The sequence below is a fragment of the Nocardioides salarius genome, assembly GCF_016907435.1.
GTDB classification, from domain to species: domain Bacteria; phylum Actinomycetota; class Actinomycetes; order Propionibacteriales; family Nocardioidaceae; genus Nocardioides; species Nocardioides salarius.
This window is the reverse complement of the sequence record NZ_JAFBBZ010000001.1, coordinates 1918355-1938459: the sequence shown is the minus strand read 5'-3', so window position 1 is coordinate 1938459 and position 20105 is coordinate 1918355. Positions and strand designations below refer to the sequence as shown.

Annotated in this window: 18 protein-coding genes; 9 read left to right on the top strand and 9 right to left on the bottom strand. The window is 71.7% G+C overall.

Translation table 11 applies throughout. From position 1 onward, the window contains the following. Positions 1-20 precede the first annotated feature (20 nt). From JOE61_RS09340 to JOE61_RS09325, 4 genes are all read right to left on the bottom strand, one after another. Positions 21-764, bottom strand: a complete 744-nt coding sequence (locus tag JOE61_RS09340) for an ABC transporter ATP-binding protein (RefSeq protein ID WP_193669822.1) — start codon at positions 762-764, stop codon at positions 21-23. Next, positions 757-1719, bottom strand: a complete 963-nt coding sequence (locus JOE61_RS09335; RefSeq protein ID WP_193669821.1) for an ABC transporter permease — start codon at positions 1717-1719, stop codon at positions 757-759. Before JOE61_RS09335 ends, JOE61_RS09340 begins: the two co-directional genes overlap by 8 nt. A 125-nt stretch (positions 1720-1844) precedes the next feature. Beyond that, positions 1845-2693 (bottom strand): ABC transporter permease, encoded by an 849-nt coding sequence (locus JOE61_RS22465; RefSeq protein ID WP_193669820.1) that lies wholly within the window; start codon positions 2691-2693, stop codon positions 1845-1847. 91 nt (positions 2694-2784) lie between these two features. Next, complete coding sequence (locus tag JOE61_RS09325) at positions 2785-3846, bottom strand: ABC transporter substrate-binding protein (RefSeq protein WP_193669819.1); 1062 nt, start codon at positions 3844-3846, stop codon at positions 2785-2787. A 253-nt stretch (positions 3847-4099) separates the two neighbouring features. On the opposite strand from JOE61_RS09325, the gene JOE61_RS09320 reads away from it, so the two are divergent. From JOE61_RS09320 to JOE61_RS09310, 3 genes are read left to right on the top strand one after another with little or no spacing between them, the layout of a single operon-like run. Further along, positions 4100-5194, top strand: a complete 1095-nt coding sequence (locus JOE61_RS09320) for an LLM class flavin-dependent oxidoreductase (protein WP_193669818.1) — start codon at positions 4100-4102, stop codon at positions 5192-5194. Beyond that, positions 5187-5756: a carboxymuconolactone decarboxylase family protein gene (locus JOE61_RS09315; RefSeq protein ID WP_193669817.1), complete on the top strand. Its 570-nt coding sequence runs from the start codon at positions 5187-5189 to the stop codon at positions 5754-5756. Before JOE61_RS09320 ends, JOE61_RS09315 begins: the two co-directional genes overlap by 8 nt. Continuing rightward, positions 5753-6484 (top strand): alpha/beta fold hydrolase, encoded by a 732-nt coding sequence (locus JOE61_RS09310; protein WP_193669816.1) that lies wholly within the window; start codon positions 5753-5755, stop codon positions 6482-6484. The genes JOE61_RS09315 and JOE61_RS09310 overlap by 4 nt, the downstream gene beginning before the upstream one ends. 6 nt (positions 6485-6490) lie before the next feature. Here JOE61_RS09310 and JOE61_RS09305 read toward each other — a convergent pair whose 3' ends face one another. Then, entirely contained in the window at positions 6491-7876 is a 1386-nt protein-coding gene (locus JOE61_RS09305) for a PucR family transcriptional regulator (RefSeq protein WP_193669815.1), read from the bottom strand. Between the two features lie 14 nt (positions 7877-7890). Then, positions 7891-8880 carry a Gfo/Idh/MocA family protein gene (locus JOE61_RS09300; protein WP_193669814.1) on the bottom strand — a complete coding sequence of 330 codons (990 nt, stop codon included), beginning with the start codon at positions 8878-8880 and terminating at the stop codon, positions 7891-7893. A 211-nt stretch (positions 8881-9091) separates the two neighbouring features. On the opposite strand from JOE61_RS09300, the gene JOE61_RS09295 reads away from it, so the two are divergent. Further along, complete coding sequence (locus JOE61_RS09295; protein WP_193669813.1) at positions 9092-10240, top strand: flavin reductase; 1149 nt, start codon at positions 9092-9094, stop codon at positions 10238-10240. Between the two features lie 40 nt (positions 10241-10280). On the opposite strand, the gene JOE61_RS09290 is transcribed toward JOE61_RS09295, so the two are convergent. Together JOE61_RS09290 and JOE61_RS09285 are read right to left on the bottom strand one after the other, a co-directional pair. Beyond that, positions 10281-11615 (bottom strand): M20/M25/M40 family metallo-hydrolase, encoded by a 1335-nt coding sequence (locus tag JOE61_RS09290; protein ID WP_193669812.1) that lies wholly within the window; start codon positions 11613-11615, stop codon positions 10281-10283. Further along, complete coding sequence (locus JOE61_RS09285; RefSeq protein WP_193669811.1) at positions 11612-13783, bottom strand: prolyl oligopeptidase family serine peptidase; 2172 nt, start codon at positions 13781-13783, stop codon at positions 11612-11614. The genes JOE61_RS09290 and JOE61_RS09285 overlap by 4 nt, the downstream gene beginning before the upstream one ends. 36 nt (positions 13784-13819) lie before the next feature. Here JOE61_RS09285 and JOE61_RS09280 point away from each other — a divergent pair, with 36 nt between their 5' ends. From JOE61_RS09280 to JOE61_RS09260, 5 genes are read left to right on the top strand one after another with little or no spacing between them, the layout of a single operon-like run. After that, positions 13820-15676, top strand: coding sequence for an ABC transporter substrate-binding protein (locus JOE61_RS09280; RefSeq protein ID WP_193669810.1), 1857 nt, complete (start codon positions 13820-13822; stop codon positions 15674-15676). Then, entirely contained in the window at positions 15673-16725 is a 1053-nt protein-coding gene (locus tag JOE61_RS09275; protein WP_193669809.1) for an ABC transporter permease, read from the top strand. The genes JOE61_RS09280 and JOE61_RS09275 overlap by 4 nt, the downstream gene beginning before the upstream one ends. Next, the gene (locus tag JOE61_RS09270; protein WP_193669808.1) at positions 16722-17642 is read left to right on the top strand and encodes an ABC transporter permease; all 921 of its coding nucleotides are present in this window, start codon (positions 16722-16724) and stop codon (positions 17640-17642) included. Before JOE61_RS09275 ends, JOE61_RS09270 begins: the two co-directional genes overlap by 4 nt. Then, on the top strand, positions 17639-18607 hold the full coding sequence (locus tag JOE61_RS09265; protein ID WP_193669807.1) for an ABC transporter ATP-binding protein: 969 nt from the start codon (positions 17639-17641) through the stop codon (positions 18605-18607). The genes JOE61_RS09270 and JOE61_RS09265 overlap by 4 nt, the downstream gene beginning before the upstream one ends. Continuing rightward, entirely contained in the window at positions 18604-19632 is a 1029-nt protein-coding gene (locus JOE61_RS09260; protein ID WP_204797194.1) for an ABC transporter ATP-binding protein, read from the top strand. Before JOE61_RS09265 ends, JOE61_RS09260 begins: the two co-directional genes overlap by 4 nt. A gap of 47 nt (positions 19633-19679) precedes the next feature. On the opposite strand, the gene JOE61_RS09255 is transcribed toward JOE61_RS09260, so the two are convergent. After that, positions 19680-20078, bottom strand: coding sequence for a hypothetical protein (locus JOE61_RS09255; protein WP_193669775.1), 399 nt, complete (start codon positions 20076-20078; stop codon positions 19680-19682). Between the last annotated feature and the right edge of the window lie 27 nt (positions 20079-20105).

The window sequence follows — 20105 nt, the reverse complement described above, 5'->3', positions numbered from 1 at the left end:
TCGGCCGTTCAACGGCCGGGTCAGCTGACTGCGAGGGCGCCGATGTCCTCGAAGGTCTTGAAGACATTGGCCTTCGTGAGCGCCACCTCCGGGTCCGCGGCGTCACGGGGGAAGGGAAGACCGAGCTGGATGTCGTCCATCAGCCGGCCACCCTTGGCGAAGACCAGGATCCGGTCCGAGAGCTCCACTGCCTCCCCGACGTCATGGGTCACGAAGACCACGGTCTTGCCCGTCTCGCTCCACATCTGGTGCAGCTCGGCGCGCAGCGACCGGGCCGTGATGGCATCCAGGTGGCTGAACGGCTCGTCCATGAACAGGACGTCGGGCTCGGTGCTGAACGCTCGAGCGATCCCGACCCGCTGCTGCATGCCACCGGACAGCTCACCGGGGTACTTGGTGCTCTTGTCACCGAGCTGGACCATGTCGAGGTACTTCTGGCACCGGGCGCGGGTGGCGTCGCTGCGGTCGTCCTGGACGAAGAGCAGGTTGTCCATGACCGAGCGCCAGGGGAGCAGGCGCGCCGCTTGGAACACGTACCCCTTCTTGGCCGGTCGCCCGTCCTGGGTGATGCTGACCCTGCCGTTCGTCGGCGTCTCGATGTCGCTGAGGATGTTGAGGAGGGTCGACTTGCCGCAACCCGAGGCACCGACGATCGAGACGAACGTGTGACCGCCGATCTCGAGGTTGACGTCCTTGAGGGCGACGACCTTGTCGTCCCCGAACCCGAACTCCTTCTGCAGGTGGGAGATGTGGATCTCAGCCATGGTGGGGCCTCTCTGTCTTGTCCTGGTGCTGGGTGGGGTTCACAGTGGGCGGGAGCGGCTTGTCGTCGGCGCGGTCCTCTCGCTGCGACGGGGTGCCGATCGTCACCTGGTTGATGCTCTCCAGGGCGGCGCTGTTGGTGCTGGAGCCGGCGGCGACCGCGTCGAGGGTGGCTGGCGCGGAGGCGTCGAAGTTCTGCTCGACGACGTCACCGGCCGACGCCGCCGGGCGCCAGCGGAAGATGCGGTCCGACAGCTTGTCGAAGAGGAACTTCTCGAAGAGCAGGGCGAAGATCACGAAGAGGAAGGCGTATCCGACCACGCCGTAAGCGCGGTGGGCGTCGTACCAGAACTTGATCGTCCAGCCGGCGCCGTCCTGTCCCCCGAAGACCTCGGCCACGACCAGGCCCTTCCAGCCGAGGGCGAAGGCGTAGCGGCCGGCGGCGAACATGAACGGCATCAACGAGGGCAGCAGCACGTGCCGGATCGTCTTGTTGCGGGGCACCCCGAACGCGCGGGACATGTCGTAGAGCTCGGTGGGGGCGTTGCGCACCCCTTCTCGGACGTTGATGATCACGAACGGGATGCCGGTGAGCACGACCGTCACCGTGGGTCCCAGGTCGCCGAAACCGAAGGCGAGGGAGCAGAACAGGGCCCAGGCCAGGTTGGGCATCGCCAGGATCGCCACCACCCAGTCGTTGAAGAAGGCGTCGACCTTGCGCGACAGGCCCATGCCCAGGCCGATGACGGTGCCGATCGTCATGGCGAAGAACATCCCGATCGCGAGTCGCTGCAGCGAGATGCCGAAGGTCTCGTACATGTTCTTGGGTGCCACGGTGTCGCCCCGCAGCTCGTCCCACATGAAGCCCAGGACGGACTGTGGTGTCGGCAGGACGTCAGCGGCGAACGGCCAGATCGTCTCGAACGCCCACACGGTGGCGTACCACAGGGCCAGCACGACGAGAGGGAACGCCAGGCGGCCGGCGGTGGGGCCCTTGAGGAAGCGGGAGGTCCGGCTGGGCCGTCGGGGTGGCCGTGCGCTGCCGGCAGGGGCTCGAGTCGGGCGAGGTGCGGCGGTGGTGCTCACTTGACGCCTCCGATCGTGGTGCGCCAGCCGAAGAAGCGTCGCTCGATCTGCTCGAGGACCACCTTCTCCAAGAAGAGCGCCAGGACGTAGAAACCGAGGATCCAGGTGAGGAACTCGTCGAGGGCGAACAGCTGGCTGGCTGTGCGCATCTCGAAGCCGATCCCGCTGGAGGAGGAGAACACCTCCGTGAGCACCGTGACCTTCCACGCGATGGAGAAGCCGAAGCGGATGCCGGTGAACATGAAGGGCGCGAGGTGCGGGAGGACGATCTGACGATTCCTCTTGACCACCCCGATGTCGAACGCCTTGGCCATGTCGACCAGGTCGCGGGGGATGGACTTGATCCCCTCGGCGACGTTGACGGTGATGATCGCGAACGTCGTCAGCACGATGGCGAGGAGCGGCCCCTGGGTCCTGTTGCCGAAGATGATCGCCGTGAGGAGCGCCCAGATCAGTCCCGGCGTCGTCACCCCGATGGTCACCGCGTCGCGGAAGAAGCCGTTGAGGAAACGGTTCTGCATCAGGACGCCCACGACCATGCCCACGACGAAGGCGATGGAGAAGCCCATCCCGATCCGGGTCAGGGTGGTGGCGAAGGCGCCGGGCACCGCGCCGGTGTCCCACAGCTCCAGGAACGTCGTGAAGACGTGGGTCGGCCCCGGGAGCAGGGTCTCGTCCATGAGCCCCCCGGATGCGTACTCCCAGAGGCCGAGGAAGAAGACGTAGCCGAGGATGCGCCAGAGCCAACGGTCGATGCGGTCCTTGCGCCGCGCGTCGCGGGCCTTGTCCTCGGCCGTGGCCGGTTGCTGTTGCTTGGTCGGTGGTGGGGCCACTGTCGTCGCCACGGTGTCTCCTCTGCGTCAGGGCCGCTCGGCCGCGTGCGCCTGTGGTGGGTGGTGCTCGGTGCGGCGGCGGGGCGAGCCCCGCCGCCGGCGGTCAGTCGTCGGACGTCCCCAGCGCCTCGAAACGGGGCGTCGGTGCGTCCTCGGCGAGGTAGTTGACGTTGTCGGGGTCGAGCTCGTGCATCAGGGACCACACCTGGGTCTCGGCATCGATCCACTCCTGGTCGAGGAAGACCGTGTCGACGAACCAGTCGCGGTCGTCCTCGGTGATGAAGTCGGTGATGTAGGCGATGTCGTCGTCCGACTCGACCGAGAAGTGCTGGGGGTACTTCGCGATGGTCTCGGCCTTCTGCTCCTGCCACATCGCGATCCCGGTGTCCCACAGCTCCAGGAACTTGACGGCCAGGTCCTCGTTCTCGTCGAACCACTCCTCGGTCGCCACGAAGTTGTTGCCGAGGATGTGCTTCTCGCCGTCGTCGGTGGGGGCGAAGGTGTTGTAGAGCTGGAAGGGCAGCTTGCCGTCGTACATGATCTCCAGCTCCCCCTTGCGCATCTGGGGGACCGCTGCCTCGGGGATCACCGCTGCAGCCTCGCAGTCGCCACGCAGCAGGTTGGTGGGATTGACGAAGTGGTCGTTGACCATGAGGTCGAAGTCACCGCCCCCGACCCGGTAGTCCAGACCGTGCAGCTGCTGGGCCGCCACGGTCCAGAACGTGGTGTTGGACGTGGGTCCGGACACGCAGATCTTGGAGCCCTTGGGGATGTCGGCCAGGGTCTCGTACGGATCGCCGGCGCGCCGGTAGAGCGGCACGCGCAGGTAGTTGTACTTGCCGAAGGTGACCGTCTTGATGCCGGTCTCGGCCTCCAGCACGGGCGTCTCCTGGGTCGACATGGACACGATGTCGCCGTGTCCGCCGGCGAAGTAGGTGAACTCGTCCCAGGTCGAGCTGGTCTCGATCGTGACGCCGTTCTCCTCCTCCCACTCCGCGATCACCCCTGCGTCATCCATGAGGTCCCACACGGGGTCGGGGGCGAAGGCGAACCTGATCACGTCACCGTCGGCCCCGTCCGCCTCGGAGCCGCCGCTGCATCCCGCGGCAACGAGCACCAGGGTCGCTGAAGCTGTCAGTGCTTGCACGAACTTCTTGGTCTTCACGCTTCACTCGCCTTTCGTCGCCGGCTGGTTGCCGGAGTGACTCACCTCACTCATTAGAGGTGGCCGCGCCGTGCTGGTGCACTGTCGGTTCTCGTGATTTTTGTCGCGGCGCGCTGGCGGAGGCTGTGACGCCGGGTGGCCACTGACGTCTCCCGTCATCGCGACGGCGTCGATCTCACCCGAGGCGCCACTGCGCCGGTCCGGCCCGCGTTCTTGACTGTCGCGGACCAGACCGTCGACGAGATGAGGAATCGTGAGACTCGGCTACTTCTCCATGCCCCTGCACCCGCTCGGCCGGACGTGGGCGGACACGCTGCGCGAGGACCGGGAGGCGGTGCTGCTCGCCGACTCGTTGGGCTTCCACGACGCGTTCATCGGCGAGCACCTGACCGATCAGCACGAGAACATCACCAACAGCCTGTTGTTCCTGGCCACCTTGATCCACCAGACGAGCCAGATCAGGCTCGGGACCGGCACGACGAACCTGTCGCAGCAGCACCCGGTGCTGGTGGCGGCCAACTCGGCGATGTTCGACCACATGTCCGACGGGCGTTTCATCCTGGGCATCAGCCCGGGTGCGCTGTCCTCGGACGCGGAGGCGCTGGGCCTGCTCGACGAGGACCGCAACAAGATGTTCGCCGAGTCCGTCGACGTCATCACCGCCGTCTGGGCCTCCGACCCGCCCTACGACATCGCCTTCCCCGACAACCGGTGGCCGGTCAGCACGGCGCGGACCATCGATCTCGACCTGGGGGTCGGAGTGCTGCCCAAGACGCTCCAGCAGCCTCGACCGGAGATCGTCGGGACCGTCGTGGCGCCCTTCTCGAAGGGGGTCATCGCGATGGGGCAGCGTGACTTCCACCCCCTCTCGGCCAACTTCCTGCTGCCCCAGTGGGTCAAGACGCACTGGCCCAACTACGTCCAGGGCAAGTCGGACGTCGACCAGGTCGCGGACCCCGCCGACTGGCGGATCGCCCGCACGATCTTGGTGGCCGACGACGCCGCGACCGCGCGCAGGTACGCGATCGACGACCCGGCGAGCCCCTACCGGTTCTACTACTCCCAGATGCTGACCAAGATGCGGAAGCTGGGGCGGCTCGAGCTGTTCAAGACCCACCGCGACCAGCCCGACGACGAGGTCACCTTGGAGGGAGTGCTCGAGGCGCTGGTCGTCCACGGCACACCCGGCAGCGTGGCCGAGCAGCTCCTCGCCTTCCGCGAGGAGGTGGGGGAGTTCGGCGAGGTCGTCTATGCCGGTCTGGACTGGGTCGACCCGGGGCTCGCTCGGCGCTCGATGGACCTGATGGCGACCAAGGTCGTTCCCGAGATGGAGGCCGCAGGTGCCTGACGCACCACGAGACGACCGGATGCCGCCGGTCCCCGAGGACCAGCTCACCGACACCCAGCGCCAGGCCATCGAACGTGTGGTGTCCGGCCCGCGGGGCGAGCTGGCCGGCAACTGGGTGCCGCTGCTGCGCTCTCCTGCGCTGATGACGCGGCTGCAGCTGCTGGGGGAGTACCTGCGTTTCGAGAGCCTGCTCGACGACGACCTCGTCGAGCTGGTGGTCCTCGTCGTGGCGCGCCGGTGGAACAACCAGTTCGAGTGGTGGTTCCACCACCCGATCGCGCTCGAGAAGGGGCTGCCGGAGCAGGCGGTGGACGACATCGGCCACGACCGCCGCCCCCGTGCTGGCCGTCGCGAGGTGCTGGTGCTGTGGGACCTGCTCGACGAGCTGTCCAGGACCGGCCGTGTCGCTGACTCGACGTACGACGCCGCTCGCGCCCTGCTCGGGGAGGCCGAGCTCGTGGAGGCGGTGGGAGTGATGGGCTACTACACGACCCTCGCGATGACCATGAACCTGGCACAGACCCCGGCCCCGCCCGGTCCGCGCCTCCCGGAGGTCCCGTGAACCCGCTGCTGCTCCTGCACCCCCTCGGCTCGGACAGCAGCTTCTGGTCGTCGTGCGCCCACCTGCTCGCACGCCCGCTGCTCGTCCCCGACCTGCCCGGCCACGGCTCCGCCGAGCTCCCGGACGTCCGAGCGGGGGTCCCCGGCCTGGCCGCCGCGGTCCACGAGTGGCTGGACGGCGAGGTGACGTCTCCCGTGGTGGTGGTCGGCATCTCCCTGGGCGGTCTGGTCGCACAGCAGCTCGCCGTCCAGCACCCTGAGCGGGTCGCGGGCCTCGTGCTCGTCGACACGGTGGCCGCCTACCCGGCGCCGATGCGTGCGTCGTGGCTCGAACGCGCCGCTGCTGCTCGCTCGGACGGCCTGGAGGTCCTGGCTGACGCGATGCAGGACATGTGGTTCGGCGAGGACACCCGCCGCGAGCACGCCGACCTGGTCGCCGCGGCGAGACGAAGGTTCGTCACGACCGACCCGGAGGGCTACGCGCGCACCTGTGAGGTGCTGCGCGACGCCGACACCACAGCGCTGCTCTCCCAGATCACCGTGCCGACGCTGGTCGTCTGCGGTGACGCTGATGCCCCGCCGTTCGTGCAGGCAGCGCCCGCGCTGGCGGCAGGAGTCCGCGACGGTGAGCTGCAGTGGCTGCCGGGTGCCCGGCACGCGTCGGTCCTCGAGAAGCCGCACGCCTTCGCCGAGATGGTGCAGGGCTTCCTGGAGCGCCGGGGGCTGTGAGGCCGTTCAGGCCTCCGAGCCTGCGCTTCCCAGCAGCCTGACCAGACGGACCGCGACCTGGAGCTCGGTACGGCGCTCCTGGAGGCTGTGGCCGAGCAGCTCCTCGGCGCGGTGCAGCCGGTTGCGGACGGTGTGCTCGTGCAGCTGCAGGTGCTCGGCGGCCGCCACGTGGCTGCCGAAGCGGAACGAGGCCTCCAGCGTGTCGCGCAACCGGGCCGCCTCCGCGCTCTCGGTGGCCAGCTCGCCCAGCTCGCTGGCCACGAAGGTCCGGGCCAGGTCGTCGTCCTGCAGCAGCAGGATCTCCAGCCCGGCATCGGCGTACTTCACGATCGACGGCGCGAGCGCGGCGTCCTGCGCCCGCCATGCCAGACGGACCCTGTCGGCGTCGCGGGCCTGTGCGAGCGTCGTGCGGAACCCGTGGGTGCCTGCCAGGGCGGAGCTGATGGTCGCGGTCACTCCCAGGCGGTCGAGATGGGCGGACAGGGCATCGATGGCGCCGGCGTGCCAGGGCTCGATCCTGGCGAGCCAGATGACGGTGCTGGTCAGGCTCGTCGGGTGCACGAGCGTCTGGTGGGCACGGGCTGCGTTGCGCAGGCCGTCGGCCATCCGGTCGGCAGCGCCCTCGGCGACTCCGGGCAGCAGCACCGCGACGTGATGGTGCTCCAACGGGTAGGCCAGGATCGCCATGTCGGTGGCGGAGAGCCGGGCGTCGCGCTCGTTCAACACGTCCTGGACCAGGTTCCTGCGCACGTGGGCCCGGGAGCGGTTCAGCGCCTCGAAGTCGCGGGTGTAGGTCTCGGCGACCCGGGAGGCGACGTGGTCCTGGTAGCCCAGCACGATCTCCGTGAGCCGTTGGAGAGCGGTGAACGCCTCGTCGGCCGTCGTTCCGGTGGCCACGACGTGCTCCCGGACCGCGGCGACCCACAGGTGCCACTGCACGTAGAAGCTGACCCTGTAGGAGCGCTGCATCGACTTCTGAGGGATCCGCAGCCGCGCCTGCACCGTCGCGAACGACAGCACGTGGTCGAGCTGGACCTCGTCGAAGCTGGAGACGCCGGCCACGACGTCACGCAGGGCGTAGGCGTTCTGCCGCACGCTGGCCGTCAGGCGCTCTCGGAAGGTGGGATCGTGCTGCTGCGCGGTGAACACCACCGCCAGGCACGACTCGACGACGCGGTCGACCAGCGTCGAGACGTCGAACTCCTCGGCCACCGCCGCCAGCGTGGGTGGGAGCTCCTCGCCGTCGCCGAACAGCGGTAGCGGCGCGACCTCGACCAGCTGGTCGTCAAGACCCGGGTGGCGCGGGTGCGCGGGTCCATCGTGCTCGTCGGTGTCCGGTCGGTCGTCGAGGTGGATGCTCTCGGTCTCCGTCGTCGCCCGGCTCAGCTGCATGGCCGAACCTCCCATCAGGTCGCCGCCACGTTCTCCGGCCGCCCGCTCCGTGCGGATCGGCTGATCGCCTCGAACGCTGCCACGTTGGCGTGCATGTCTTCGAGTGAGACAGGGTACGGCTCGCCACCTGCGGCCGCCCTGGCGAACGCCTCGATGTTGTCGCGGACGGTGGGATGCGGCTCGTAGAAGCGGTGGCACGGGCTGCTGCCGCGCAGCACGGTCGTGACGTCCCATCCCTGGGGGTCCTCAGGGTGCTCGCGATCGCGGATCTCCACCCAGCCCTGGGAGCCGATGACGTGGACCCGGCCGATGAAGGGTGTCGTCAGGACGGCGGTGATCATCGCCGTCCGGTCCTTCTCGAAGCCCATGGTCACCGTCAGGGTGTCGCCGTTCTCGAAGGTGGTGGCCTGGGTCGACAGACGCGCCGAGACCTCGGTCGGGCGGCCCAGCAGGGCGATGGCCAGGTCCACGAGATGGATGCCGGTCGCCGACAACGGGCCGACCGGCGCCTCGGCGTTGGAGAGCCGCCAGTTGTCGGGCTCGAGCTGGAGGAACTTGTCCTGGCTGAAGTTGCCCTCGAAGACGAGCGGGATGCCGATCTGCCCCGTGCGCACCAGCTCTCGCAGCTCCAGGACGGCCGGCTCGAACCGGCGCTCGTGACCGATGCCGAGCTGCACCCCGGCCGCCCGTACCGCTGCGATCGCGGTGGTGGCCTCCTCGGTGGTCGTGGCGAGCGGCTTCTCGCAGAAGACGTGCTTGCCTGCGCCGGCGGCCGCGACGATCTGCTCGGAGTGCACGCGGTGCGGGGTGCACAGGATCACTGCGTCGATCGCCGGATCGGCCAGGGCCGACTCGTAGTCGCAGGCCGTGGGCACGGCGACCGAGGCCCGGGCCTGTTCCTGGCTGTCGACCCCGAGAGCGATGTTGACGTGGGGGCTGTCGGCGAGGTCGGCGACGACCTTGCGGCCCCACCACCCGAGGCCGATGACTGCTGCGTTGATCACGGCAGAAGTCAAGACCACGGCGATGCCCGGCGGCGCTGGCGGCGTGCGTGAAGATTTCCGCCGGATCTGCCGGTTTCCGTGATCGGTTGCCTCCACGGGGGCGTGCGCCGAGACATCTGCCTCGCGCCGTCACGCCCTCCGCCAGCCCCGCTGTGCAAAGTTCACGCTCACCGACAGTGCTCCCGGCGCCGCAGCGACATTCAATCGACCCATGAACCAGGTTGCCGCCACTGATCTGCCGAGGGTCGATCCCGTGCACTTCCGACACGTCGTGGGCCACCTCGCGAGCGGTGTGACTGTCCTGACGACCAGTCACGGAGGCCGTCGCTACGGGATGACGGCCAGCTCGGTCACCTCGCTGTCCGCCGACCCGCCCATGATGCTGGCCTGCATCAACAGCGCGGTCCCCACCTGCGACGCGGTCTCGCGGTCGGGCCGCTACGTGGTCAACATCCTCTCGGAGGGGCAGGGGGACCTCGCGCACCAGTTCGCCACGGCCGCCCGGGACAAGTACCGCGACGTCGGCGTCCACCTCGGGCTCGGAGGCATGCCGCTGCTGACCGAGGCGCTCGCGCACGTGGAGTGCGAGGTCGAGGAGAAGATCGTCGGAGGCTCGCACTCCATCTTCCTGGGCAGGGTGGTCTCGGCCTCGGCGTCCGCCGGGCAGCCGCTCACCTACTTCCGCGGTGGGTTCGGGCGCTTCGAGTTCGCCCGTGACGACGACGTCTACCGGCGGGCGCGTCGCCAGGTCCTGGCGCGGGTCTACGCCGCCGACGACGTCCTCGTGGTGGGCGAGCTGGCACTCGCCCTCGGAGTGGACGAGTCCGCTGCCTTCTACGCCCTCACCCGGATGGCGGCCGAGGGGTTGGTGCGGCGCGACCCCGAGCGTGGCTACGTCATCACGCCCTTCGACGTGCGTGCCTCGGACCAGACGTTCGATGCGCGGCTCCTGATCGAGCTGGGCGTCATCGACGCGGTCGTCGGCTCCGTGCCGGCCGCCTCGCTCGAGGACCTCCGCGCACGGTTCGAGGCGATGGCGGCTCAGCTGGTGGGCGACCGATTCGTGGACTTCGACGCCTACCTGGACGCGAACTACCTGTTCCACGAAGGTCTCGTGGGCCTGGCGCAGAACCCGTTGCTGACCGCCACCTTCGGCGGACTGAGCATCAAGAGCGTGATGACGCGCAGCTTCGGCTCGACGCCGGTCACGTCGCAGCGGTTCGTCGACGTCCAGAGACAGCTCACCGAGTGCATCGAACGAGGGGACAAGCCGGGAGCCCGCGAGGCCGCGCGAGGCTACTGCGAGCTCGCCAAGCAGCGCGTGCGGGACATCCTCTCCCACACAGGTGGCCGGATCTGATCGCACCGACCGCACGCCCGCGAGGGCCCCGGCGCGGCGCTCAGCCCAGCACCCGGCGCGCGAGCGCCTCGTGGAAGGCGACGCTGTGGGCCAGGTCGTCGACGTGGATCCGCTCGTCGGCGTTGTGGAAGCCCTCGGCGACCACCTCGGCCGAGGTCGCCCGGTAGGGGTTGAACCCGTACGCCGTCGTGCCGGCGCCGGCGCGCAGGTAGACCGAGTCGGTGAAGCCGGTGCCCAGCAGCGGCAGCAGGCTGCCGGTCTCGCCCTGCTCGGCGAGCACCGCGCCGATCGCGTCGATCAGCGGCGACTCCTCCGGCGAGCTGCTGCCGGCGACGAGGTGCTCGGGCCAGGTCAGCTCGTAGCGCAGGTCGTCGCCGAGCCGGGCCCGCACGGCGCGCTCGACGTCGGCCTCGGTGGTGCCCGGCAGGATCCGGCAGTCGAGCTCGACCCAGGCGCGCGCCGGCATCACGTTGCGCTTGGAGGAGCCGCCCACCAGGGTCGGCGCCATGGTGGTGCCGACCAGCGCCGGCAGCACGTCGAGCAGCAGCGGCTGCAGCCGCCCCGCGCGGGCCAGGGCCTCGCCGAGGTCGCCGGGCGCCTCGCCCAGCAGGATCTCCAGGGTCCGCTCGAGCAGCGGGGAGCGCTGCGGCTCGGCGGTGCCGAGGCCGATGCGGCGCAGCACCTCGCCCAGGTGGGGCACCGCGTTGTCGCCGATGGTGGGGGTGGAGGCGTGCCCGGCCTCGCCGACGGCGGTGACCCGCACCGGGTAGGTGCCCTTCTCGCCGACCCCGACCGGCAGCACGACGCGGCCGTCGCTGAGCACCATCCGCTCGCCCCCGCCCTCGTTGAGCGCCAGGTCGGGGCGGATGTCGGGGCGGGCCTCGAGCAGCCAGCGCATCCCGACGTCGTACATGCCGTCCTCCTCGTCGGCGACGGCCAGCAGCCACAGGTCGCCGCGCGGCTGGAAGCCCGAGCGGGCCAGGGCCGCCATCGCGACCGCGCGCCCGGCCACCTCGCCCTTCATGTCGATCGCGCCGCGGCCCCACAGCCACCCGTCGTCGTCGACGACGGCCTCGAACGGCGGGTGGGTCCAGTCGCGGGCGTCGGCCGGCACCACGTCGGTGTGCCCGACGAAGGCCAGCGACGGCCCCTCGCCGCTGCCGGGGATGCGGGCGACCAGGTTGGCGCGCCGCTCGTCGCGCGCGACCAGCTCGCACTCGACGCCGTGGCCGCTGAGGTAGTCGTGCAGGTACTCCGCGGCCTGGGTCTCCTCACCGGGCGGTCGCCCGAGCGCCTCGGCGGGCGCGTTGCTGGTGTCCATCCGGATCAGGTCGCGGGCGACCCGCAGCACCTCGTCGTGCACGCTGGTGGTCATCGCAGGGTCCCCTCGGGCTCGGCACGCGTCTCGTGCAGCAGCTTGTCGAGGACCCAGGCGTAGACCTCGGCCTCGTAGTGCAGGTGGGCCAGGCGCCCCGAGGGCCCGGAGTGCGCCCCGGCGCCCACCTCGCAGCGGAACAGGCAGCGCGGGCCCCACGCGGGATCGCTCTCGCGCAGCGCCGCGACCCACTTGGCCGGCTCGTGCACCAGCACCCGCGGGTCGTGCAGCGCGCCGGTGACCAGCAGGTCGGGGCGCGACCCCGCCGGCGGCAGGTTGTCGTACGGCGACCAGGCCAGCATCCACGCGTGGTCCTCGCGCCGCCGCGGGTCGCCCCACTCCTCCCACTCGTTGACCGTGAGCGGGACGCTCGCGTCGAGCATGGTGGTGACCACGTCGACGAAGGGCACCTCGGCCACCACCGCGCGCCAGCGCTCGGGCCGCTGGCTGAGCACCGCGCCCTGCAGCAGCCCGCCGGCGCTGAGGCCTCGGGTGGCCAGCCGGCGGCCGTCGACGAGCCCGTCGAGGGCGTCGGCCACCGCGAGGTGGTCGGTGAAGGAGTGCTGCTTGGCCGCCAGCCGGCCCTCGAGCCACCAGCGCCGCCCGCCCTCCCCGCCGCCGCGCACGTGCACGTGGGCGAAGACCACGCCCCGGTCGAGCAGGCTGGGCAGGGCCGGGTCGAACTCGGGCTCGAAGACGTACTCGTAGGCGCCGTAGGCGTAGAGCAGGGCGGGCGCGGTGCCGTCGAGCGGGGTGTCCCGGTGCCGCACCAGGGTGACGGGCACCAGGGTGCCGTCGGGGGAGGGGAGGTGCCGGCGCTCGGTGACGTAGCGGCCGGGGTCGTGGCCCGGAGCCTGCTGGCGCCCGAGCTGGCGCCGCTCGCCGCTGGCGAGGTCGACGTCGAGCCAGCGGCTGGGCTCGACGTGGGCCCGGTCGTGCACGGTGATCGACGTGGCGTCGTAGTCGGTGCAGCGGTCGAGGTGCACGGCGCCGCCGGCGAACCCGCTGGCCACCACCACCCCGGGCCCGGCCAGGTCGTCGTGGGGGAGCAGGCGCAAGCGGTGCTCGGCGTGGGTGCGCAGGCTCAGCACCACGTGGCCCGCGAAGGCGTCGACCCGCTCGAGGCGCTCGGCCGGGTCCTCGCCGCGGACCTCCACCCAGCTGGTGTGGTCCTGCCCCGTCGCGGTGGCCGGCACGGGGGCGCGGACCAGCCGGAACTCCTCGGCGCCGGCGTCGGTGACCAGCAGCAGGTGGCCGCCGCCCGGCCCGCGCACGTGCTCGGCGCGGTAGACCACGCCCGGGCGCCGTCCGCCGACCGAGCGCGGGGCGCCGGCCGGGTCGCTCGTCTCGACGACCCAGGTCTCGCTGGTGGTGCGGCTCTCGCTGAGGATGACCACCAGCTCGCCGCTGCGGCTGGTGCGCAGGTGCAGCTCGAAGGCCTCGTCGGGCTCGCTGAGCACCAGCACGTCGTCGGCGACGTCGCTGCCCAGCCGGTGCCGCCAGACCTGGTGGGGGCGGTAGGCGTCGTCGTGGACGGTGTAGAAGAACTCGCCGGAGTCGGCGCTCCAGGCGCCCCCGTAGTAGCAGCGCGGCACCTCGTCGGGCAGGTCCTCGCCGGTGCCCAGGTCGCGGAAGCGCAGCCGGTAGACCTCGTCGCCGGTGGTGTCGACGGCGTGGGCCAGCAGCCGCTCGTCGGGGCTGACCAGCGCCAGCCCGAGCTCGAGGTGGCCGCTGCCGGTGTCGAGCGAGCCGACGTCGAGGACGACCTCGTCGTCGAGCGACGCTCCGCTACGGAATACATCGGTAAAATCTTGATCTGCGACGGATTTCGTCTCACCATGTGACTTATCGCTGCGAATTCTTCGGCGAATAACCGCGTACTCACTACCGGCGGAGTGCTCGGTGTAGTAGGAAAACCTCGAGCGTTCCCACGACGGCGACCGCTCGTCCGTCGGCACCCGGGACACCATCTCGGAGGCCAGCCCCACCACCTGGGAGTGCAGATGCGCAGAGGCAGCGTCGTAGTAGGCCCGCTCGGCAGCAAGGTGCGCCAGCACCTCCGGCGAGGTCACGTCGTGCAGCCAGGCGTAGGGGTCGTGCCGCACGAGCCCGTGCTCGCGGTGGGTGTGCGGTCGGCGGGCGGCGACCGGGGGCGCGGGTGGCTTCACGGGCGTCAACGTACGACGAAGCGGCGGCGCGCGGCAGTGGTCCGGCCGGGCCGCCTGCTGGCCGGGCTGCTGGCCGGCTGCCTGCTCCCGGTCGGCATGCTGGGCGGGCTGTCCGGCGGCGCCGCGGCGGCGGGCGGGGGCGACCCGGCGCGCTTCACCGTCGCGCTGCTCAACGAGGTCGACAGCTTCAACCCCTTCCTGGGCATCGAGGTCGAGTCCTACGAGATGTGGGCGCTGACCTACGACTACCTCGTCGACTTCTCGACCGAGGACCTGTCCCTGCAGCCGTCGCTGGCCACCGACTGGGAGAGCAGCGACGACGGTCTCGAGTGGCGCTTCACCATCCGCGACGACGTCACCTGGTCGGACGGCGAGCCGCTGACCGCCGACGACCTCGCCTTCACCTACTCGCGGGTGCTGGGCAAGGGTCCCGAGTCGGCCACCTGGAAGTCGTGGCTGGCCGGCGTCACCGAGGTCGAGGCCCCCGACGACACGACGCTGGTGATGAGCCTGTCGCGGCCCAACAGCGTGCTGCCGATGGTGCCGATCCCGATCGTGCCCCAGCACGTGTGGTCGGAGGTGAGCGGCGAGGCGATGAAGTCGTTCGCGGCCGAGCCGACCGACGGCGCGCCGGTCGTCGGCTCGGGGCCGTTCCGGCTGGTCGAGGGCACCGCGGGCGGCTCGACGTACCGCTTCGAGGCCAACCCGGACTACTGGAACGGCGCCCCGCACGTCGACGAGGTCGTCTTCCGGGTCTTCAAGAGCGAGGACCCCGCCGTGCAGGCGCTGGTCAAGGGCGAGGTCGACTTCGTCGAGGGCATCTCGGCGCTGCAGGTCGACTCCCTCGAGGGCCGCGACGGGGTGCTGGCCCAGAACGCCGACACCCCCGGCTTCGACGAGATCTCCTTCAACGCCGGCTCGGTCGACCTCGAGACCGGCGAGCCGATCGGCGACCCCAACCCCGCCGTGCTCGACCCCGAGTTCCGCTTCGCCGTGGGGCTCGCGCTCGATCGCCAGCAGCTGGTCGACACCGTCTACCAGGGCGCCGGCAGGCCGGGCTCGACGATCGTGCCGCCGGGCTACGCCACGTTCCACTGGGAGCCGCCGGCCGAGGACCTGGCCCACGACCCCGAGCGTGCCGCCGCGCTGCTCGACGAGGCGGGCTACACCGTCGGCGCCGACGGCCTGCGCACCCTGCCCGACGGCTCCCCGCTCGGCACCCTGCGCCTCTTCGCGCGCTCCGACTCCGCCACCTCTACCAAGGTGATGGCCTACTTCAAGGAGTGGCTGGCCGACCTGGGCATCGAGTCGGAGGTGACCACCGTGGAGTCCTCCAAGCTCACCGACATCATCCTGGCCGGCGAGTTCGACGCCTTCGAGTGGGGCTGGTTCGTCGACGCCGACCCGACCTCGATGCTCAGCTACATGACCTGCGACCAGCGGGGCAACTGGTCGGACTCCTGGTACTGCGACGACGAGTACGACGCGCTCTTCGAGGCCCAGGGCTCCGAGCTCGACCCCGAGGTGCGCGCCGAGCAGGTCAAGACGATGCAGGAGACCCTCTTCCGCGACGCGCCCTACCTGGTCACGGCCTACAACACCACCGGCCAGGCGGTGCGCAGCGACCGCTTCGCCTGCCTGCTCCAGCAGCCGGCCGAGACCGGGCAGTGGATCTTCCAGCAGGGCACCCACACCTACCGCTCGATCCGGCCCGCCGCCGAGGCCGGTGACTGCGACGGCGCCACCAGCGCGACCGAGGCCGCGGCCGCCGGTGACGAGGAGGGCCCGGGCGCCGGGCTGCTGGTCGGGGCGGGCGGGCTGGTCGTGCTGCTGGTCGCCGGCGTCGCCGTCCTCGTCGTACGCCGCCGCGGGACCGCCGAGGACCGCGAGTGACCCTCGCGGCCAGCGCGGCCGGGCCCGAGGGAGCGCTCGCGGCCCCGCCCCGGGCCCGCCGGTCCCGGGGCGGCTACGGGCGCTACGCGGGAGGCAAGGTGCTGGGCTCCCTGGGCAGCCTCGCCTTCGTGCTGGTCGTCAACTTCTTCCTCTTCCGGGTGCTGCCCGGCGACCCCGCCCGCACCCTGGGCCGGGGCCGCTTCAGCTCGCCCGAGCAGCTCGAGCAGTTCAACGCCGCGTACGGGCTCGACGAGCCGCTGCCCCAGCAGTTCCTGACCTACCTGGGCAACACGCTCAGCGGCGACCTGGGGATCTCGCTGCGCTACCGGGTGCCGGTCGCCGACCTGCTGGTCGACCGGATCGGGCCGACCCTGCTGCTGGTCGGCACCTCGACGCTGCTGGCCGCGCTGGTCGGGATGTGGCTCGGGGTGCGCAGCGCCTGGGCCCGGGGCCAGCGCTTCGACCGCCTGTCCACCGGCGCCTCGCTCACCCTCTACTCGATGCCCGAGTGGTGGCTGGGCCTGCTGCTGATCGCCACCCTCGCCGTCGGCTTCGGGCCGGTGCCCGGGCTGTTCCCCACCGGCGGGCTGCACTCCGTCGACGTCGACCCGTGGTCGCCGGGCGGCGTGCTCGACGTGGCGCGCCACCTGACGCTGCCGGTGCTCACCCTGACCCTGGCCTACCTGGCCGACTACGCCCTGGTCATGCGCAGCTCGCTGCTCGACGAGCTCGGCTCCGACTACCTGACCACCGCGCGGGCCAAGGGCCTGCGCGACCAGGCGGTGCGCAACCGGCACGCGGTGCCCAACGCGCTGCTGCCCGCCACCACCGTCATCGCCCTCAACTTCGGCTTCGTGGTCGCCGGCGCCATCACCGTCGAGACGGTCTTCTCCATCCCCGGGCTGGGGCTGCTGGCCACCGAGGCCCTCGAGATCCCCGACTACTGGGTGCTGCAGGGCGCCTTCCTGGTCGCCTCGGTCGGCGTGATCCTGGCCAACCTGCTGGCCAACCTGCTCTACGGCGTCCTCGACCCGCGGGTGCGCACGTGAGCGCCCCCGCCAGCCCCGCCGCGGGCACCAGCGCAGCGCAGCTGGCCCGCCGGCGCCGCCACGACGCCTGGCGGCGGGGGTGGCGCGAGTTCCGCCGGCACCGCTCCGGGGTCGCCGGCCTGGTCGTGCTCACCGGCTTCGTGCTGCTGGCCCTGCTGGCGCCCGTCATCGCCGACGCCGAGGGCCTCTCGGTGACCCGCGCCCAGGGCGGGGTCCTGCAGCCGCCCTCGACGGCGTACCTGCTCGGCACCGACGACAACGGCCGCTCCGTGCTGACCCTGCTGATCTGGGGAGCGCGGGTCAGCCTGCTGGTCGGGCTGATGGCCACCGTCATCTCGATGGTGATCGGCACCCTGGTGGGCCTGCTGTCCGGCTACTTCGGGGGCTGGCCCGGGGCGCTGCTCTTCCGGCTGACCGAGTGGTTCCTGGTGATCCCGTTCCTGCCGCTGGCGATCGTGCTGGCCAGCGTGCTCGGGCGCTCGCTGCTCAACATCGCGCTGGTGATCGGTGTGACGTCGTGGACCAGCACCGCCCTGCTGATCCGCAGCCAGACCCTCTCGATCAAGGAGCGCGCCTACCTCGAGCGGGCCCGCGGCCTCGGCGCCGGCCACCTGCACCTGCTGCGCCGCCACGTGCTGCCCAACGTGGCGCCGCTGGTCTTCGCCAACACCACCCTGACCGTGGCGGTGGCGATCCTGGCCGAGACCACGCTCAGCTTCCTCGGGCTCGGCGACCCCACCCGGGTCTCGTGGGGCTCGATGCTCGAGGACGCCTTCCGGGTCGGCGCCATCACCACCGGCTCGTGGTGGTTCATCGTGCCGCCCGGCGTGTGCGTGGTGCTGGTGGTGCTCTCCTTCACCCTGGTCGGCCAGGCGCTGGAGTCCGTGCTCGACCCCCGGCTGCGGGAGCGCCGATGAGCGACCTGCTGCACGTGCGCGACCTGCACGTCACCTACCGCACCGACGAGGGACCGCTGAGCGCGGTGCGCGGCATCGACCTGCGCGTCGGGCGCGGCGAGGTGCTCGGCATCGCCGGCGAGTCGGGCTGCGGCAAGTCCACGCTGGCCAGCACCGTGCTGCGGCTGCAGCCGGCCAGCGCCGACGTCACCGGCGCGGTGCTCTTCGACGGCGCCGACGTGCTGACCATGCGCTGGGGCGACCTGCGGGCGGTGCGCTGGGCGGGTGCCTCGATCGTCTTCCAGGGGGCGCTGCACTCGCTCAACCCGGTGCGCCGGGTGGGCGTGCAGATCGGCGAGCCGATCAGGGTGCACGAGCCCGAGGTCGGCGACGACGAGGTCGACGCGCGCGTCACGGACCTGCTCGAGCAGGTGGGGCTGCCGGCCGCGAGGGCGGCGGCGTACCCGCACCAGCTCTCGGGCGGGCAGCGCCAGCGGGTGATGATCGCGATGGCGCTGGCCTGCCGGCCCGACCTCGTGGTGGCCGACGAGCCGACGACCGCCCTCGACGTGATGGTGCAGGCGCAGGTGCTCGACCTGCTCTCGGGGCTGGTGCGCGACCTGGGCGTCGGCATGGTGGTGATCAGCCACGACCTGTCGGTCCTCGCCGACGTCTGCGACCGGATCGCCGTCATGTACGCCGGCCGCGTGGTCGAGCAGGGGCCCGCCGACGAGGTCTTCGGCCGCGCGCTGCACCCCTACGCCGCCGCGCTGTCGGCGGCCTTCCCGCGGGTCGGCGACCCGGCCTCGCGCTACGCCCCGGCAGGGCTGCCGGGCGACCCGCCCGACCCCCGCGAGTCGGTCGCCGGCTGCTCGTTCGCACCCCGGTGCGCGCGGGCCGTGGAGCGCTGCCGCAGCGAGGAACCGCCGTTGGAGGAGCACCTGCCCGGGCGCACCGCGGCCTGCTGGAGGATCGGGGAGCCATGAGCATCGAGACGACGCCCGGCCCGGCCGCGCTCGGCACGCGCACCCTCGAGGCGCGCGGGGTGCGCGTGGAGTTCGGCACCCGCGGCGGCGCGGTCGCGACCGCGCTCGACGGCGCCGACCTGACCGTGCGCTCGGGCGACATCGTCGCCCTGGTGGGGGAGTCGGGCTCGGGCAAGACCACGCTGGCCCGCACCCTGGTGGGCCTGCAGGCCCCCACGGCCGGCGAGGTCCGCCTCGACGGCGTGCCGCTCGGGCGTGGTGCGCGCGCCCTGAAGGCGGTGCGCCGGCAGGTGCAGATGGTGCTGCAGGACCCCGCGGGGGCGCTCAACCCGCGCCACACCGTCTACGAGTCGGTGGCCGAGGGGCTGCGCCTGCACGGGCTGGCCGGTGGCCGCGGCGGCGGGCCGAGCGAGGAGCAGCGCGTGGGCGCGGCTCTCGCGGCCGCCGGGCTGCGACCACCCGAGCGGTTCTACCTGCGCTACCCGCACGAGCTGTCGGGCGGGCAGCGCCAACGGGTGCTGATCGCCGGCGCGCTGGCCCTCGAGCCGCGGCTGCTGGTGGCCGACGAGCCGGTCTCCTCGCTCGACGCCTCCGTGCGCGGCGAGCTGCTCGCGCTGCTGCTGCGGCTGCGCGAGGAGCGCGGCCTCGGGGTCCTGGTGGTCACCCACGACCTGGGCCTGGCCTGGAACATCGCCGACCGCACCGCGGTCATGTACCTGGGCCGGGTCGTCGAGTCGGGGCCCACCGAGCAGGTGCTCGGCGACCCGCAGCACCCCTACACGCGGGCGCTGCTGTCGGTGGTGCCCGAGTCGCAGCGCCGCGAGCAGGTCGTGCTCACCGGCGAGGTGCCCGACCCCACCCGCATCCCCGACGGCTGCCGGTTCCACCCGCGCTGCCCCGCGCTGGCCGACGGCAGCGCCGCGGCCGCCGGGGTCGCCGAGGCGTGCCGCGGCACCGCGCTGCCGGTGCTGCCCGCGGTCGACGAGCACGTCAGCGCCTGCCACCTGGTCGCGGCGCGCGACTGAGCGGCGTACGGGCTCGGGGTGGTGGGCCGGGGCCGGGGCCGTGGGGGTCAGAAGGTGTCGCGCTGCCCGTCGAGCCAGCGCTTGGCGTCGGGCACGTCGAACCGCAGCGAGACCGCGTCGACGACCAGCAGCACCACGAGGTACGCCGCGTAGACGCCGCCGACGTCGTCGCGCCCCAGCAGCAGGTAGGCGACCAGGCCGAGCAGCGGCACCCACAGCGCGACGTGGGGCAGCGCCATCGCCAGCGAGAAGCCGCGGTCGAGGACCATCACGACGCCGTTGAGCGCCAGCGCGCCCACCGCCAGCGCGGCCACCAGCGGGCCGAGGGGCTGGCCCAGTGCGACCAGCGCCGCCAGGTTGACCGGCATCAGCACCATGAACACCCACGCCTGCACGCCCAGCGGCAGGCGCTGGGCGCTGGCCAGGACGTCTCGGACCAGGCTCATGCGGTGCCTCCTGCGGCTCGGTGGGAT